General features: G+C 51.5%; 16 protein-coding genes. 11 read left to right on the top strand and 5 right to left on the bottom strand.

Features of this window, described 5'->3' with window-relative positions; translation table 11 throughout:
• Positions 1 to 275: 275 nt before the first annotated feature.
• From FJ147_11755 to FJ147_11765, 3 genes are read right to left on the bottom strand one after another with little or no spacing between them, the layout of a single operon-like run.
• Positions 276 to 1,601, bottom strand: a complete 1,326-nt coding sequence (locus FJ147_11755) for a TldE/PmbA family protein (protein MBM4256554.1) — start codon at positions 1,599 to 1,601, stop codon at positions 276 to 278.
• A gap of 4 nt (positions 1,602 to 1,605) precedes the next feature.
• Positions 1,606 to 3,039, bottom strand: a complete 1,434-nt coding sequence (locus tag FJ147_11760; GenBank protein MBM4256555.1) for a TldD/PmbA family protein — start codon at positions 3,037 to 3,039, stop codon at positions 1,606 to 1,608.
• On the bottom strand, positions 3,040 to 3,396 hold the full coding sequence (locus FJ147_11765; protein MBM4256556.1) for an antibiotic biosynthesis monooxygenase: 357 nt from the start codon (positions 3,394 to 3,396) through the stop codon (positions 3,040 to 3,042). It abuts the gene before it with no gap.
• A 42-nt stretch (positions 3,397 to 3,438) separates the two neighbouring features.
• Between FJ147_11765 and FJ147_11770 the strand changes: the two genes are divergently transcribed.
• The gene (locus tag FJ147_11770; GenBank protein ID MBM4256557.1) at positions 3,439 to 4,392 is read left to right on the top strand and encodes a tetratricopeptide repeat protein; all 954 of its coding nucleotides are present in this window, start codon (positions 3,439 to 3,441) and stop codon (positions 4,390 to 4,392) included.
• A gap of 146 nt (positions 4,393 to 4,538) precedes the next feature.
• On the opposite strand, the gene FJ147_11775 is transcribed toward FJ147_11770, so the two are convergent.
• Both FJ147_11775 and FJ147_11780 read right to left on the bottom strand, forming a co-directional pair.
• Positions 4,539 to 5,384, bottom strand: coding sequence for an LLM class F420-dependent oxidoreductase (locus tag FJ147_11775; GenBank protein ID MBM4256558.1), 846 nt, complete (start codon positions 5,382 to 5,384; stop codon positions 4,539 to 4,541).
• 145 nt (positions 5,385 to 5,529) lie between these two features.
• Positions 5,530 to 5,895 carry a nuclear transport factor 2 family protein gene (locus FJ147_11780; protein MBM4256559.1) on the bottom strand — a complete coding sequence of 122 codons (366 nt, stop codon included), beginning with the start codon at positions 5,893 to 5,895 and terminating at the stop codon, positions 5,530 to 5,532.
• 180 nt (positions 5,896 to 6,075) lie between these two features.
• Here FJ147_11780 and FJ147_11785 point away from each other — a divergent pair, with 180 nt between their 5' ends.
• The 10 genes from FJ147_11785 to FJ147_11830 all read left to right on the top strand — a co-directional run bounded on the left by FJ147_11785 (position 6,076) and on the right by FJ147_11830 (position 17,045).
• Positions 6,076 to 8,457: a hypothetical protein gene (locus FJ147_11785; protein MBM4256560.1), complete on the top strand. Its 2,382-nt coding sequence runs from the start codon at positions 6,076 to 6,078 to the stop codon at positions 8,455 to 8,457.
• A 291-nt stretch (positions 8,458 to 8,748) separates the two neighbouring features.
• Positions 8,749 to 9,102, top strand: coding sequence for an NADH-quinone oxidoreductase subunit A (locus tag FJ147_11790; GenBank protein ID MBM4256561.1), 354 nt, complete (start codon positions 8,749 to 8,751; stop codon positions 9,100 to 9,102).
• Positions 9,103 to 9,123: 21 nt separating this feature from the next.
• Positions 9,124 to 9,633, top strand: coding sequence for an NADH-quinone oxidoreductase subunit C (locus tag FJ147_11795; protein MBM4256562.1), 510 nt, complete (start codon positions 9,124 to 9,126; stop codon positions 9,631 to 9,633).
• 32 nt (positions 9,634 to 9,665) lie between these two features.
• Complete coding sequence (locus tag FJ147_11800; GenBank protein MBM4256563.1) at positions 9,666 to 10,856, top strand: NADH-quinone oxidoreductase subunit D; 1,191 nt, start codon at positions 9,666 to 9,668, stop codon at positions 10,854 to 10,856.
• Between the two features lie 93 nt (positions 10,857 to 10,949).
• Positions 10,950 to 11,432 (top strand): NADH-quinone oxidoreductase subunit NuoE, encoded by a 483-nt coding sequence (nuoE, locus tag FJ147_11805; GenBank protein ID MBM4256564.1) that lies wholly within the window; start codon positions 10,950 to 10,952, stop codon positions 11,430 to 11,432.
• A gap of 29 nt (positions 11,433 to 11,461) precedes the next feature.
• A complete protein-coding gene (locus FJ147_11810; protein ID MBM4256565.1) occupies positions 11,462 to 12,598 on the top strand; it encodes an NADH-quinone oxidoreductase subunit H in 1,137 nt (378 codons plus the stop codon).
• 7 nt (positions 12,599 to 12,605) lie between these two features.
• A complete protein-coding gene (locus FJ147_11815; GenBank protein ID MBM4256566.1) occupies positions 12,606 to 13,112 on the top strand; it encodes an NADH-quinone oxidoreductase subunit J in 507 nt (168 codons plus the stop codon).
• A 93-nt stretch (positions 13,113 to 13,205) separates the two neighbouring features.
• Positions 13,206 to 13,508, top strand: a complete 303-nt coding sequence (gene nuoK, locus FJ147_11820) for an NADH-quinone oxidoreductase subunit NuoK (GenBank protein MBM4256567.1) — start codon at positions 13,206 to 13,208, stop codon at positions 13,506 to 13,508.
• Positions 13,509 to 13,521: 13 nt separating this feature from the next.
• The gene (gene nuoL / locus FJ147_11825) at positions 13,522 to 15,444 is read left to right on the top strand and encodes an NADH-quinone oxidoreductase subunit L (protein MBM4256568.1); all 1,923 of its coding nucleotides are present in this window, start codon (positions 13,522 to 13,524) and stop codon (positions 15,442 to 15,444) included.
• Positions 15,438 to 17,045, top strand: coding sequence for an NADH-quinone oxidoreductase subunit M (locus tag FJ147_11830; GenBank protein MBM4256569.1), 1,608 nt, complete (start codon positions 15,438 to 15,440; stop codon positions 17,043 to 17,045). The genes nuoL and FJ147_11830 overlap by 7 nt, the downstream gene beginning before the upstream one ends.
• Positions 17,046 to 17,049 lie beyond the last annotated feature (4 nt).

A 17,049-nucleotide genomic window follows, 5' to 3' on the forward strand; every position in this document is an offset into this window, starting at 1 on the left:
CAATCATCGCCCACGAATAGCCGTCCGCTAATAATAAGAGGAGGTGGGCGCGTAAGCGCACGCGCTCATTGGCGCCTTTCCGATATTGCTCGAGCAACGCTTGGCGCTCCCGCTTGCTTATGCGAAGATGTTCCCCGTCCATCGCTTCACCTCCGTAGGCACTGACAAACTTTATCCATTTGCCATCCTAGGAGGTGAAGCACTTTCCGTCCAATGGGTTTTTATGTAGAAAATAGCGTTGGTCGGCAACCGTGTGCCGTGTCCGTTAACCAGGGCTACAATGTAAACGTAAAGTCGCTCATCAATGCGCCTGGCATGCGGCTACTGCCGGTTGAGCGTGAGCCATAGGTCCCCGAGTCGAGAATAAGATCGCGCTCTGCCGTGAGCCCTTCGAGATTGTCGCCTAACATGCGGTAGAGCGTTTCATCGAAGCGCATAACGTTGAGTGGCGCGTGAATCTCACCGTCTTCCACCCAAAACGTGGCAAAGCGGGTCATGCCAGTAATGCGACACGCTGGACGATCGGAGTAATTCAGATACCACAGGTTGTTAATGTAAATGCCGGTATCAAGTGTTTTCAACACATCTAGTGAAGGAAGCTTTCCAGCAGCGACATCAATAGACTCCGGCATTTCTCCGTCGCTAGCGCCATTGGTCGGTACGCTATATTCTTTCGCTGATCGCGGAGAAACAAGACAGTTACGGAATACGCCATTCTCAATCAACCCAACACCGTTTGGTTTCAAGAACCCGGCATCTTGAAAATTCGGCGCTACCCCATCTTGTGTATTCTCAACCACGCTGACCATCGGATGGAGGCGAGCATTGCCTTCGACCATCTTGAGTAAAGTTGTTTGTTTGGTGCGGTGATCTTTGAGGCCAAACCCGCCCCAGCTCAATAAGCCGATAATTTCCGCCAGTGCGGTAGGTGCCAGATACACACGGTAGCGACCTGGGGCAATCGTTCGTGCTGGTCGTGCCAAGACCGCCAGTTCCTCGCTGGCTAACACAACTTTTTGGGCGAACGCGGCTGGATCCCAGACAAATCCAGCATAGCCAGTTTTTACTGCCTTATCGCCCTGCAGGTAAAAGCTCCAGTCAAAGTTGTAGCTGTAACTGGAAAACCAGTTGCGTTGGCCAAACGAATTAGCAAACCCGTTGTGAATTCCTCCTGCCGCGTAGATGCCGACCAGGTCGCGTCCACGTCCGGCTTCAAGAATCGTCGCAACAATGGCACTACTATCCTCGGGCAGTTGATTCTTCCCGTGATGTTCGGTCGAGCGCACTTCCGTGGCATACAGCAGATGGGGATCGTCGGGCAAATAGGGAAGCTTTTCACGTGCCGATGTCAGGACGTGTGCAACTCGTTCTCGGTCGAGGTCAACATCGCCTGATAGTGCGACTGTTCCTTCACTGTGGCGGTGTCCTTTGATCAAGTCGAGGGCGAGATAACGCTGCGAGACTGTTCCTGCTTGACGAACGACGCTGCGGTTAAAACGCACGAAGTCTGAATCTTCGGCGGAAAAACTACAGGTGTAGATCTCATCCGCGTGCAGCAGCGATGTGAGATGATCGGCAAGGTGATAGAAGTACTCTTGCATGATGTTATTCTCCTCCGAACACTTCTACACCGGTGAACAGACACGGCGGTGAGGCATGACCGACACGAATAACTTGATTCGGTTCGCCTTTGCCGCAATATGGTGACCCTAGCACTTCGACTGTGTCCAGTGCCCCGGCGGCTTTCAGACTGCGCCAGAAGGTCGCCGAAACGCCACGATAGTTGGGGTTTTTGACCACAGTCGTGAGCTTGCCGTTCTCGATACGTTGTCCCCATTCACAGCCAAACTGAAACTTGTTGCGGGAATCATCGATCGACCACGAACAGTTTGTTTGCATGTAGATGCCGTTCTCAATCGCCGCGACCATATCGGCAAAGGGCATCGTACCAGGTTCCAAGTTGAGGTTGGCCATGCGGTCAATCGGTGGACGGTTCCAACTGGCAGCGCGGGCATTGGCGACACCGGACAGTCCCGTCCGTGTTTGTGAGGTAATACCTCCTAAGCCGCGTAGAAGAATTCCGTCGCGGATGAGGTATTCACGTTGCGCCGGATGTCCATCATCATCAAAGCCATAGCTCGCAAATTCTTCAGCGCGGGTAGGGTCGAAGGTAATATTGAGGTGGTCCGAGCCGTAGCGATACGATCCGAACATATCTGGGGTTACAAAACTGGTCCCAGCGTAATTGCGTTCATCGCCAAGGATGCGGTCCAGCTCTAATGGATGACCAATCGACTCATGAATCTGCAAGATCATTTGATCCGGAGCGAGCAGGACGTCCATCGTTCCTGAAGGGCAATTGGGAGCGAGCAAGAGTTGGAGTGCTTCCTCGGCAATACGTGGGGCAGCAGTAAAAAATCCGCTCTGATCGAGAATTTCTAAACCACCCTGACGGCAATAACCACGGCCAGCAAAGGTGCGGCTTTGCGTTTCTGCTCCTGCGTTGGCGGTGGCACTGAGCATGGGGACAAGGTAACGGAATTGCTGTTGCACGAGGCCGTTATCTGCCGTGGCAAAAACCGTATCACTCTCTGTATACCAGAGGGAAGCATCCCAATCGACGATTCGCTCGTCAGTTTTTAAGCGAGTATTTTCCGCGCGGAGCAAATCGATTTTGTCGGCAAGAGAGATCGTGTCCCAGGCTTTCTGTACTGGGCTCGTGTATTCTCCAGTGGGATGGGGGAGGGGGACCTTGGAGAAGTCAACAACGCAGCGCCCGGCATTCGCATGGGCCCACGAGCGCGCATGCTCAGCTGCACGGCGCAGCCCTGTCGTCGTCAGATCACTCGTGGCGGCGTATCCTATACCGCCTTTATCAATTACTGTGATCATTGCCCCCATGTCTTCTGAGGCGGCGACGGGCTGCAGTACGTGTTGTCGGACAGACAGATACTCCGAACGGGCATGGACCAGTCGGAGCGAGCAGAACTCGACTTGGGGTGCAATCGAACGAAAATGGTCAACAATGCGCTCGTGCATTTATGCCTCTTTTTTCTCAGTGTTCAAAATCACTTCATGAATCTCAAGGACATTGGGACCAGCGAACATTTCTGCCGGGGGGCGATTGCTATGAGCGATACGGAAGGATTCACTCTTGGTCCAATCCCAAAACGCTTGCTCACTTTCCCAATATGTTTGCACCAGATAATAGCCTTGCTCAGCTTTTTCTTCCCATTGCCCAGTCTGGTGGTTGAAGCGGCGTTGCACAGGGCGTAAGACCAGGTTCTTGATGAATCCTGGTGATCGGTCAATAAGATGAGCACGATGACGGAAACGATCTTCAAATTCGGCCTCATGGCCAGCGGCGACGGGGATACGGTTAGTAACGATAAACACGGTCGAACCTCCTGTTACAGAAAGGTGCTGTTCAACGGATAGATGGAATCAGCGGAGCAAACAAGTTCCCTATCCTGCAGAAAGACGGTTATCCTTTTTCTTTTATCCGACTCGAAAAGAGGGTGTTTCATGAAAGTGTATCATAAGTTCGTATGGGTTGGTGTGTATCTCGCCATTGTTCTCGTCAACGTTCCGTCGGCGTGGGGAGACGCTGCAAGCGAGGCCTATGAGAAGGGCCTACGGCTCCTCCAGCAAGGACAGCACAATAATGCCATTCCAGAGTTTGATAAAGCCTTACGTCTAAATCCACGGTATGTGGAGGCCTATAATAAGCGAGGTGAGGCATTCAATGAGCTTGCCCAGTACGAACGTGCGCTCAAAGATTTCGATGCTGCACTTGGTCTGAACTCGCAGTTTGCTGAGGCATACTTCAATCGCGGCAATGCCTACAATGATCTTGGCCAGGCCGAACGAGCCATCAAAGACTATGATGAAGCGCTGCGGGTCGATCAAAACTACCTTGGGGCTTACTATAATCGTGCTTTGGCTCATATGTCGCTGCGTCGTGGTGAAGCGGCCGCCGATGCACGGGCGTACCTGAAGATCAAGGGTTGGAAAGACGAAAATGCCCGGGATCAGTACATGGTGTTATTTGCTCACTTTAGTGACCGCTGGGCGAAGCGTGACACTGAAGCACGCTTGATCCTTGATGAAGGAGCCAGCAAGTGTGACACGTTGAAGTGGCCGTATCCGATTATCCGTTATTTGCGACGCGAGATGACGATACAAGACCTGCTTGCCGCGGCGAATGATGTCGATAAGAAAACCGAAGCACGGACATATGTTGGCCTTGACCTCATGCTGATGGGGAATCGTGTTGACGGAGTTACGCATCTCGAATGGGTGAGAGAGAACGGACGGAAAGCCTTTGCTGAGTATGGTTTTGCGGTGAACGAGCTGCGCCAGGCTGGAGCTGGAAATGCCGCGAAACCGTAAAGTTCCTGACTGAACGAATCGGGGAAACGGAGGCGGGAAGAAATGGCAAGTAAATTGGAGCAGGTGCTGAATTGCAGCTTTCTTCAGTGCTACTGGCACATAAGCTCGGAAGAACTGTCAGCCAAGACCTGCCCCGAGGGCTTGTCTCACGCTACCTTCGGAATGAAGGCGGCATACTGATCTAGTAACGGCAGTACTGTCTCTCGTGGTGCAGGTGGCACAAAGAAGATTGCCCGTTCTGCACCCATATCGCGGCATTGCTGGAGCATTGCTTCATTGCCTTGCGCGCCGAGAATTGAGATGGGAAAGTCTTCTGTGCGACGACCGGCTTGCGCGGCACGACTGCGCAGCTCTTTCACCATCCCAGGGATTTTTTGGAAGTAGCGGGCATTGGGAAGCCAACCATTACAGTATTGCACAACGCGTCCGAGCCCTTGGTCGGTATTGGAGCCGAGCAGAATCGGAGGGTAAGGCTTTTGCGCCGGCTTGGGATAGCACCAGATCGGGTCGAAGTTAACAAACTCACCGTGATATTCGGCTTCGTCTTTCGTCCAGATCAGTTTCATCGCTTCGATCCGCTCACGGAGGATCTTCCAACGCTTCTTGAACGGAGTACCATGATTTGCCATTTCTTCGGCGTTCCAGCCGCCACCGATACCAAAGATCAAACGTCCATTGGACAGGAGATCAACTGACGCGACTTCTTTCGCCATCGTGATTGGGTCACGTTCCATTGCCAGACAGATGCCACTGCCGAGCTTGATCGTTTTTGTGGCCCCAGCCGCGGCCATCAAGGCGACAAAAAGATCGTGGGTATGCGAATATTCCTTTGGTAGTTCCCCGCCTCCTGGAAAGGGTGTCCGTCGACTAGTGGGAATGTGGGTGTGTTCAGGAAACCACACCGACTCAAATCCACGTGCCTCGCATTCACGGGCCAAATCATCTGGTCGGGTCGCATACTCCGTTGCAAACATTTCAATGCCAAGTTTCATGTTGTCCTCCTTATAAAATATGGCGGTCAGCAGTCAGCTCCACCAAAGATCTGCCTTCCTCCCTCAACAATCCGCGAAATAGAGCAAGACTTACCACGTCTCTTTCATCTGGCTGAGCGCTGAGTGCTGACCGCTGAGTACTTTCTTACGGCTGTGTATACAACTGGGTGTTGTCGATATAAATCAGATACCCCTGGATACGTTCGTTCTGCAGCTTAAAGACATTAGCGAACGGAACTTTCAGTTGCGATCCACTGTGACGCGTGTAGGTCACGATCCCTCGACAAATGATTGCATCGGGAACCGTCCAGCTCTCGACCAGGTCATGACGAATCGCTTTGATACTTGCAAAGAACTGCGCGACGCCATCACGAATCGTTTGCTTACCCTTTAATGGCTCAGCGTTGCCAAAGACAAAGATGGCATCGTCAGTTAAAAAGCTGGCAAAGGTATTCGCATCAAAAGCGTCGAGCGCACGAAACAGCGTCGGCACCCAGGCTGGTGCTGTCATATTTATCCCCCCTATTGTTACGTCCGAGAACAGATGTCCTCGTGCGGAGCTTGGCAGATTTTCGCCACTCGCGAAAGGGTTACAGAAAGATCGGACAGAGTAAGCAAGAGAGATCTATCTTTTAGGGTATTGACGTATCGCCTGTAGGATGTAAGCCTACCGACAAAAGGGGGATCGGCTATGCCGTTAAATGCATTCATTGTGCGGCCTTTCGAAGAAAAAGAATTGGTCGTTACCGCGGGAGCGCTGACCGAACGGCTGAAAGAAAATCAAGATAAGCTGGGCTGTAACTCGATCGTGAGAGGGATCGAGCAAATTGGCGGTAGCTCTTTCTGGAAAGCAAAGGTCAACTTCGACGTCATCGAGCGTTTACTCCTGAGCCTGGTCCTTAGTCGTCTCAACATTCGCGGGGAGACCGCAGCTGAGGTGGTTGTGGCGGGGAACATCCGTGAAGATATGTTTCACCAGTTACTAACGACGGATATCGTCATCGCGGATCTCTCGTATTACAACCCGAATGTGTTTTATGAACTTGGTATTCGCCAAGCGTTTCGTGACAAATTTACCTTTCTGATTCGCAGTAATCTCAGCGAATACCCCTTTGACCTAAAGACCGATCGCTATTTTGAATATGACGTGATCGATCTGGACAAGAAGGATGATAAGACGGCAAGCAAAGTTGAGGAAACCGTCGATAGGCTCGTAAAAGCACTGCGCGCAACAATCAGTTCGTACAAGGCTGACAGCCCAGTGTTCAAGCTGCTACCGAAACTGGTAGCCGAGGACCGCTCCCGCTTCATTACTGTTCCTGATGAATTTCGCGAAGAAGTTCAACGTGCACGCCGCCATAAGTGGAGTGCCCACTTACGGCTCTTGGCTGTCGAATGTGAAGGTTTTCTCTGGGAAATTGAAGGGCTACGCGAAGTCGGACGTGCCCAGTTTGAGTCAAACTTTATCTCCGGTGCAAAAACGACATGGGAAGCGATAGCCACTCGCTACCCGGATGACACAGAAGCCAATACCACCCTGTCGACCATTTACCAACGACTCCATGATGTCACTCGTTCTGAGCAGGCTTTGGCGCGAATCTCGCGCATCGGTACATTGTCAGCCTCAGATCTTTCGCAAATACGATCCCTCAACGGACGTAACCTCAAAGAGGCATGGGGACGACAGTGGTCTGCTGAGGAAAAGGCGACACTGGAACAGCGACAAGAGAACGCCCTGCGTTCTCCGTTGTTACAGCGAGCGTATGATGCCTATGAAGAAGCGTTCAAGATTGACCTCAACAACTCTTATGCCGGGCTCAACGCGCTTTCTCTGCTGGTTATTCAGACTGAATTGGCCGATAAGTACCCCAGTGCGTGGCGTAACATCCAACGTCGACCTGAGGATGCCGGGCGTGAATTAGAGTTACGGAAAGGGCGTATCCGCCAACTTATAGCTACGCTTGAACTCGCGCTTGAATCACACCGAGAGCGTTTACGACGTGAAGGGGTGATTACTGATGTGTGGTTTAGCTCGCTTGAAGCCGCGGTGGCTTGTCTTGTTTCTGATCAGCCCAAATATGTCAGACGGTTGTATGAAGAAGTGAAGCATCTTGCACCAGAGATTGCTGAGCAGTCGATACGCAATGCCTTATCGATCTATCCCGACTTAGGGATTCGCGGACGCAAAGCGAGTGAAGCACGTAAAGCTGGTAGACCTGGGGAGATCGGCACGATAGAGGCAAACGTCGAAGAAGCTATTGCTGTTCTGGACTCTAAGGGGTCTGCAAACAAGCAGCCCAATGGTTTGAAACGCACCCTGATGTTCGCTAGCCTGCGCTTGAATCACAGCGTTCCTGCTTTCCACAAGGGTGCTGTAGGAGGTGTAGGGACGCAAGAGAAAAGCCAGCGATTAGGCTTCCCTGAAGAGTGTGTCAAGGAAGTCGGTGACGTGATTGCCGAGGTGATCCAAGAGGAAAACAGACTGAATGGCACGATCTTGTTCGGCATTGCTGCTGGTGCCAATGGCGGAGATCTGCTGTTTCACGAAGCATGTCGTAAAGAGGGCATCCCTACTCATTTGTGTCTTGCGCTGCCACGAGACGAATATGTGGGGCAGTATGTTGCGCCTGCGGGAAAACATTGGGTTAAGAGATTTCGTGACGTGTACTATGAGATTCGTAATACACGTCAGCGCGATGATGACCCTGACGCACCCTTGAGTTCGGAACGCATCAAAGAGTTTGCCGATACCAATGGGCTACCACGCTGGCTGCAAAGCAAACCTTATTACAATGTAGGGCGGCGCAACAATCTATGGATTCTAGAGTATGCCATTATGGCCGCTAACCAATTTGAAGATAGTGCAGAGGTGACTTTAATCGTGCTCTGGGATGACCACCAGCAGGAAAGCGAACCTGGTCCTGGCGGTATCCGCGATTTGCTGCGGCGTGCTGAGAAGGCCGGGATCAAGGTGCATCGGATCTCGGTACCTCGGCCAGAAAACAAAACGACCAAGGACGACCAGCCTGTACAGAGTGACCAAGGGAACGTCGTGAGGTTACGAAACTTCTAGTTATTAACATCAACGAGTGAGATCAGGAGAAAGGTAGCGTTATCTATCCAACAAAAGATTTGGCGATGAGAGAATGTCGTCGAGTACTGCAGCCCGAATGCAATCTGTCTCTTTATAGCCTGGATTCCACTGGATTTTATCCAGGCTATATCGCTTCTTTTCCTCACTCTTCGTGCTTCATTCTGCATAGAAAAGCCCAGGGTCGTTGACAGTGCTACCGTGCCTCTGTTAGCGATGCTGGGAACCTTGATTTTCCCAACACATCTGGCATAAAGGGGCCGGTCTTTTTCCATGGCACAATACATCCCTGTTGTTATTGCTCTACTGGTGTGTGGCGGGGTCGCCACGCTCATGACCTTCGCAAGTAAGCTGCTGGGGGCGTCGAAGCATACCGCAGTGAAAGATGAGCCTTTTGAGTGCGGCAATCCGTCGAGTGGCTCTGCGTGGGGACGGTTTTCCGTCAAATTTTACCTTGCTGCCATCTTGTTCATCATCTTCGATGTCGAGGTGGTCTTCATGTACCCCTGGGCAGTGGTCTTTAGACAACTCGGGATGTTCGGCTTCATTGAAATGCTGATCTTTGTCATGATCCTCGGTGTCGGGTTGATCTACATCATCAAGAAAGGGGCGCTAGAGGCAGCGTAGCCTCGGCCCATAACCAACGACATGCCTGAGACGGGACTTCTGAGTAAAATCGAAGCAGCATTCCCTGGTAAGATCTTAGAACACTATTCTCAGTATGGGTATGATGTCATCGTCCTCAATCGGGATGATGCTGTCGCCATCTTTGCGACGCTGCGAGACCATCCTGACTTTGCCTTTAATCAGCTTTCTGATCTGACAGCGACAGACTTTCTCGGCCAAGAGCCTCGCTTCGAGTTGATGTATCAGCTCAACTCCCTCTCGTTGAACCATCGACTGCAAGTAAAGATCCGCGTACCAGAAGATGCTGCGTGGGCACACACTGTGTCGTCGATATGGAAAAGCGGAGACTGGTTAGAGCGCGAAGTGTGGGACATGTTCGGTATCAAGTTCACCGATCATCCTGATTTGCGACGTATCCTCATGTACGAAGAGTTCAAGGGACATCCCTTACGCAAAGATTATCCCGTCAGTAAACGGCAACCCCTAGTCGAAGAGCGCGATCCGATTACTAACCCCTGGCCAAAAAGGTAAATGGCATGGCAGCAACGGCAACGATACCAGACGTGGTCGAAATGGAGTTGGACCCAACTTCTGAGGTCATGTCCCTCCAAATGGGCCCCTCCCATCCGGCGACGCACGGAACAATTAAGTTCTGGCTCAAGCTTGATGGCGAGAAAATCCTTAATTGTGATGTCGAAATCGGTTATCTCCACCGTGGTTTTGAGAAGATGTGCGAGCAACGCACCTGGAACCATGTGGTGCCATACACCGATCGCCTCAATTACATTTCTCCATTGATCAACAATGTGGGATTTGCGTTGGCAGCGGAAAAAATGCTTGACCTCGAAGTGCCCGAGCGCTGCCAGTACATCCGCATGATTATGAGTGAAATCTCGCGGATGACTGACCATTTTACCTGCCTAGGTATGGGGGCAGCAGAAGCTGGGGCACTGTCAGTCGCATTTTATGCACTGGAAGCGCGTGAAACACTCTTTGACATCGTTACGGCAGTGACCGGGGCTCGGCTGACTGTGAGTTATACCCGTGTCGGTGGGGTGACACAGGATCTCCCCGAAGGATTTGCTGACCGCATTCGCGGCGCGTTCGTTGACATCCGCCAGGTGATGGCTGATTGCGATGCACTGCTATCAAAGAACCGTATCTTCATTGAACGCATGTCTGGCGTTGGCGTAATCCCAGCCGAGGACGTGGTTTCGTATGGAGTCACTGGTCCGCTGCTACGAGCCTGTGGTGTGGGGTATGATGTGCGCAAAGCATACCCTTACCTATTCTATGATCGCGTAGAATTTACTGTTCCGACCGGCACCCAGGGAGACAACTACGATCGTTTTAGTGTTCGCTTTGAAGAAATTCGCCAAAGCATGCGGATTATCGAGCAGGCCCTTGATCAGATTCGTCCGGGACCGGTGCGCGTCGATGACCCGCGCATTACGCTGCCGCAAAAGAAAGATGTCTATGGCAACATCGAAGGGTTGATGAACCACTTCAAGTTGGTGATTGAAGGGGTCCGCATCCCGAAAGGCGACATCTATCAAGCGGTCGAAGGAGCAAACGGCGAGCTGGGGTTCTACTTAGTCAGTGATGGCAGCGGGCGTCCCTATCGAGTGCGCGTGCGACCTCCCTGCTTCTTTGGCATGGCAGCATTAGGGCAAATGCTCAAAGGCTGTTTAATCTCAGACATCATTACCACCTTCGGCATGATCAATATGATTGGTGGGGAATGCGATAGGTAAAAATAATTAAAAATGAAGAATGAAGAATGAAAAGTGACAAAAAGTCTTTTCATTTTAATTTTGCATTTTTAATTTTGCATTTTTAATTGACTTATGGCTGTACAGTTTTCCGACACAACACAAAAGAAATTTGAAGAAATCCTCACGCATTATCCCAACAAGCGGGCGGCGTTGTTGCCGACCTTCTGGTTGGCGCAGGGGGAGTTCGGTTACCTCAGCCCTGAAGTAATGGAATACGTTGCCAAACTGCTCGGACTATCCCCGGCTTACGTGGGTGCGGTGGCGTCGTTCTACACCATGTATAACAAGACGCCGGTGGGCAAATTTCATGTGCAGGTCTGTACCAACCTCTCATGTACGTTGATGGGAGCAGAGGATATCGTTGCCTGCATTGAGAAAAAACTCGGCATTGGGTTAGGGGAAACGACCGCAGATAAAAAATTCACCCTCAGTGAAGTCGAATGCTTGGGCTCCTGTGGCACTGCTCCAGTCGCGCAGATTAACGACGACTATTATGAGAATTTGACCCAAGATGGGGTCGTGAAGCTACTCGATCAATTCGCAGGACAGAAGTGAACGTAGCTGAATAGTGAAGATTGCACTTTATGGATCCGACCACTCTTCTTATTGATGCCGTCCTGGTTATTTTCATGTTCGCTCTGGTCATGCAGATTGCGCCGCTGCTGTTATGGATCGAGCGTAAAGGGAGTGCGGTTCTGCAAGATCGTGTCGGTGCGAACCGAGTCAGCATCTCGGACATTCCGCTCTTCAAGGGAAAACTAAAAAAGCTTCCTTTCAATGTTGGTATTGTCAACACGCTCATCGCTGACCCGATTAAGTTGTTTACCAAAGAAGATTTTATTCCTCCTGGGGCAGATAAACTGCTCCATACTCTCGCACCGATCGTTGCCCTTGTGCCGGCGCTGGTGACGATGATGGTCATCCCCTTTGGCGATATTCTCATCATCGGCGGACGAGAGATTGAGCTACAGGCCGCGCGCCTCAATGTTGGCATCCTGTACGTTCTGGCGATGGTCTCACTCGGTGTGTATGGTGTCGTGCTGGCAGGGTGGGCATCAAACAATCGTTGGGCGTTACTTGGTGGAATTCGTGCTTCGGCACAAATGATTTCATATGAAATCGCTATGGGGCTCGCACTCATTGGCGTTGTGTTAACTTATGGCACGCTCGACCTGCAGGAAATTAACCGTGCACAAGGCGGGTTGATTCTAGGTGGATTGCCAAACTGGGGTATTTTCTATCAACCCCTCGCGTTCCTTATTTTCCTCACCGCTGGTATTGCCGAAAGTAAACGGGCGCCGTTCGATCTTCCGGAGGCAGAGCCAGAGTTGATTTCCGGTTACTTCACTGAGTACTCGGGCGCAAAGCAATCGATCTTCATGCTCGTCGACTTCCTCGAATCGCTCATTGTTGCAGCGCTGATTACCACATTGTTTTTTGGTGGCTGGCAAGTGCCGTTACTTGAACGGGATGGGCTCCACTTCCCGTGGGGTGGGTTCATGCCGCTGCCGCATATCGTGGTTGTCATCATTCAAGTCCACGCCTTCATTATCAAAGTGCTTTTCTTCTGCTGGTTGCAGATTATGATTCGCTGGACCCTGCCGCGCTTCCGCTACGACCAGCTCATGACGCTGGGGTGGAAGATTTTGCTGCCACTCGCCTTGGTGAATGTGATGCTCACCGCGCTGGTGCTGCTCATCGCTCAGAACCTGAAAATATAAATTCACTATGGATCTTTTTACTTTCATTATTCTGGCAATTCTCCTCGTGGGTTCAGCGATGGCTGTCGTTCTCCATCCCAGCCCCGTCTATAGTGCGCTCTCGCTCGTCGTCATGATGAGTCTACTCGCGGTGTACTTCCTCTTCCTGAATGCGCATGTGGTTGGAGCGTTACAGATCATCGTCTACGCCGGTGCGGTCATGGTCTTGTTCTTGTTCGTTATTATGTTGTTGAACCTGCAGACCGAATCACGTGAGAACCAACAGTCGGAGATGAAGACGTCTGCCACCATTCTGTGTCTGGTAATGGTTGCTGAACTTGCTTTCTTTTTAGGAAAAGGCGGTGGGAAACTGGAATTGCAAACCAGTCAGCAGGAGTTGCCCGCCGGGTTCGGCACAATGCAGGCGCTGAGCGAGCGGCTGTTTACTGACTTTGTATTGCCCTTCGAGATTACGTCGGTCCTCTTATTAGTGGCTGCAGTTGGTGCAGTCGTGTTAGCGCGACGACAAGCATAAAGGGGGCCGGGAGTCGGGGGTTGGGGAACAGAAAAAGCTCACAGAGAAATGCCAACCCCTGACTCCTGACTCCTGTCTGGTGAAGGCGAAATTATGGTTCCTACTCATTACCATCTTATTCTCAGTGCACTCTTGTTCACGATTGGCGCGATGGGAGTTCTGCTGCGGCGGAATACCATCATTATTTTTATGTCGGTTGAGTTAATGCTCAATGCGGTGAATCTGTCGTTCGTAGCACTGGCACAGCATTGGGGCTCAATGGATGGACAGTTGATCGTCTTTTTCGTCATGGCCGTAGCTGCAGCTGAGGCTGCGGTTGGTCTCGCTATCATCTTAATGGTCTTTCGCACCAAAGAGACAGTCAACGCCGACGAACTCAATTTCATGCGCGGGTAGCAACGAAATCATCATGGAACATGCACACACAGCAGCCCAAGCGATAGAAGCCGTTTCCTACCTCCGCTGGATCGTCTTCTTTCCTCTGATCGGTGTTCTCTTCAATATTTTCCTCGCGCCGAAGTTCGGCAGACGAGCGGTGAACCTGGTTGCTCCTGGCGTTATCCTCGCAGCCTTCGCGTTTGCCTGGACTGCATTTGAGCATCTCAATGGATTACCCCCCGGAAGTGCGCTGGTCGATCACCTGTATCCGTGGATAACGGCTGGTAACCTTCAGGTCGATTTTTCCCTGCGCGTTGATGCCCTAACCGCAGTGATGATCCTCATTATCACTGGAGTAGGGGCACTCATCCACATCTATTCGACTGGTTACATGGCGCATGACGAAGATGTCGCGCGTTATTTTACCTACCTTAACCTGTTCACTGCCTCGATGCTGTTGCTGGTGCTCGGAGAAAACTTACTCCTGCTCTTCGTCGGCTGGGAAGGTGTGGGATTATGCTCGTACCTGCTCATTGGTTTTTGGTACACCGACGATGAAAAAGCCAGCGCCGGCAAGAAAGCGTTTATCGTCAACCGGATTGGTGATGCGGGATTTCTGCTCGGCATGTTCCTGCTCTTTTGGACGTTGGTTGCGAACGGTGTCTGGACACTCTCATTTAGTGAAATTCAACGTGCGATTGCTGAACATCCTGAGTTTATCTCTGGTGGAGTTGCGACGGCGATCTGTCTCTTGCTTTTTATCGGAGCGACGGGGAAGTCAGCGCAGATTCCCCTGTATGTGTGGCTGCCAGACGCGATGGCCGGTCCGACCCCTGTCAGCGCACTGATCCATGCGGCGACCATGGTGACTGCCGGTGTCTATATGATCGCGCGCTTACATTTCCTCTTTGAATTGTCTCCTACGGCGCTGGCGGTTGTGGCCTACGTTGCTGCTTTTACCGCGATTCTCGCCGCGTCTATTGCTCTAGTGCAAACCGACATTAAGAAAGTCCTGGCATATTCAACCGTGAGCCAGCTTGGTTACATGTTCTTAGGGGTAGGAGTCGGAGCCTACGGAGCTGGGGTTTTCCATCTCATGACACATGCCTTTTTCAAAGCCTTGCTTTTCCTCGGGGCTGGCAGCGTGATTCACGGCATGAGTGACGAACAAGACATTCGCAAAATGGGCGGGTTATTGCGAAAAATGCCATTTACTGGCTGGACATTTCTCATCGGTTGCATTGCCATTGCTGGCGTACCGTACTTCTCTGGCTACTACAGTAAAGATTTGATCTTGGAAGAAGCCTACGCTGGGCCGCACGCACAGCCACTTCTCTATTGGGTAGGGACTATTGGTGCTGGCATGACGGCCTTTTATATGTTTCGCCTCTTTTTTGTCACCTTCTGGGGCAGTGAAGTGCGGGCAAGTCACGATGTCGTCCATCACGTGCATGAGTCACCGTGGTCGATGGTGATTCCGTTGGTCATTCTCGCGGTATTGTCAGTTCTCGGTGGCAACCTCCCGCTCCTTAATTGGTTATCTCCGATGTTTCATGCCGGTCATGTCGAAGTGCCAGATTTCATTCGCTGGTTACCGACCGTGGCCGGAGCCGTTGGTGTCGTGTTGGCGTTCGTTACGTACGGCATGAATACGAAAGCGGTCGAGAAGATGAACGAAGAGCCAGTCGGGATGCGCAACCTGTTATGGAACAAATGGTTTGTCGATGAAGCATACGATGCGGCCTTCGTAAAACCAACGACCTCTCTCGCCAATGGTTTCTGGAAAGGTGTGGATACCCAGGTGATCGATGGAACCGTGAACGGTACGGCCCGAGTGATGGAACTCTGGGGATCGGCCATTCGCACGATACAAACCGGCAACGTACAAAATTATGCCATGTCGTTTCTGGTTGGCGTGACCGTAATCCTCTTCTTGGGGGTGTACTTATGGTAAGTCTGGTTCTCTTCACCCCTCTGGTTGCAGCACTATTTGTGCTGCTGTTACGCAAAGAGCACGAGGATGGGGCACGGTGGGTCGCGCTGAGTGCGTCGTTGTTGACCTTCGTCTTATCGCTCGGGTTGCTATGGAATTTTGACGGTAATCTCGCTGAATTTCAGATGGTCGAGCAGGTACCGTGGATTCCAGACTTCGGTATCGAATACCACGTTGGCATTGATGGGATTAGCCTCTTCCTGGTTCTTCTGACCACCTTCCTGGTTCCGTTGGTGATTCTTTCCTCGTGGAATGATGTGCATAAGCGGGTCAAAGAGTATCAGTTTCTCTTTTTGGTGCTTGAGACCGGCATGATCGGCGCGTTTGTCGCCATTGATCTGTTCCTCTTTTACGTCTTTTGGGAAGTCATGCTTATCCCGATGTATTTCCTGGTTGGCGTGTGGGGAGGGCAGCGACGCATTTACGCAGCCATTAAGTTTCTACTCTATACAATGGTTGGCAGCTTGTTGATGCTGGTGGCTATTTTGTATCTGGCCTATCAGCACAACGAACAAGCTGGTGCGCTCTCATTCAATCTTCTGCAGTTGCACGACTTAAACCTGAGTAATTCCGCGCAACGGTGGTTATTCTGGGCGTTTGTGTTCTCTTTTGCGATCAAGGTCCCACTCTTTCCATTTCACACCTGGTTACCAGATGCCCACGTCGAAGCACCAACCGGTGGATCGGTCATTCTTGCTGGGGTGCTACTGAAGATGGGAACGTATGGCCTCATTCGTTTCGCCATTCCGCTGTTCCCCTTTGCAGCCTACGAATATGCCTATGTCCTCATTGCGCTTGCGGTGATTGGTATCTTTTATGGTGCCTTGGTGGCGATGGTACAACCTGACCTGAAAAAGCTGGTGGCATACTCGTCGGTCAGCCACATGGGTTTCGTCGTGCTTGGTTTATTCGCCTTCAACCTGCAAGGATCGCAAGGGGCAATCTTCCAAATGCTCAACCACGGCCTCTCGACCGGCGCCCTCTTCCTTCTCGTTGGTGTCATTTACGAGCGCCGTCACACTCGTCTGATTAGTGAATATGGTGGTCTGTGGAAGCAAGTGCCGTTGTATGCCTCGATTTTCTTGGTGACGATGTTCTCTTCGATCGGGTTACCAGGACTGAACGGGTTCATTGGCGAGTTCTTGATTATGCTGGGAGCGTTTGATGCAGTCATTCAGAAGGGCGTGGCTGGGACCTCAGCCGGCCTCAATTGGCTGATCATGATCGTTGCGGTTTCGGGAGTAGTGCTTGGTGCCGTCTACATGCTGTGGATGTATCAACGAGTGATCTTTGGCCCGTTACAGAACGAAGAAAATAAGAAGTTAACCGACCTTTCCAGTCGCGAGGTGATCGTTTTTGCTCCCTTGCTGGCCATGATGCTATTTATGGGGCTCTATCCTAAGCCGTTCCTGGATCGCATGGAAAAAACGGTGAACGTCACGCTGGCACGTGCAGAAGCGAAACGGCTTGCTGACGACGCGCGCTTTCGGGTAGACCGAATGCGCAGTGATGGGCGAACAGCTACTGTGAACGCTGAAATCTCGGTTGCGAGACAACCTTAACGTT

Source organism: Deltaproteobacteria bacterium (genome assembly GCA_016874775.1).
In the GTDB taxonomy this organism is placed as follows: domain Bacteria; phylum Desulfobacterota; class Binatia; order Bin18; family Bin18; genus VGTJ01.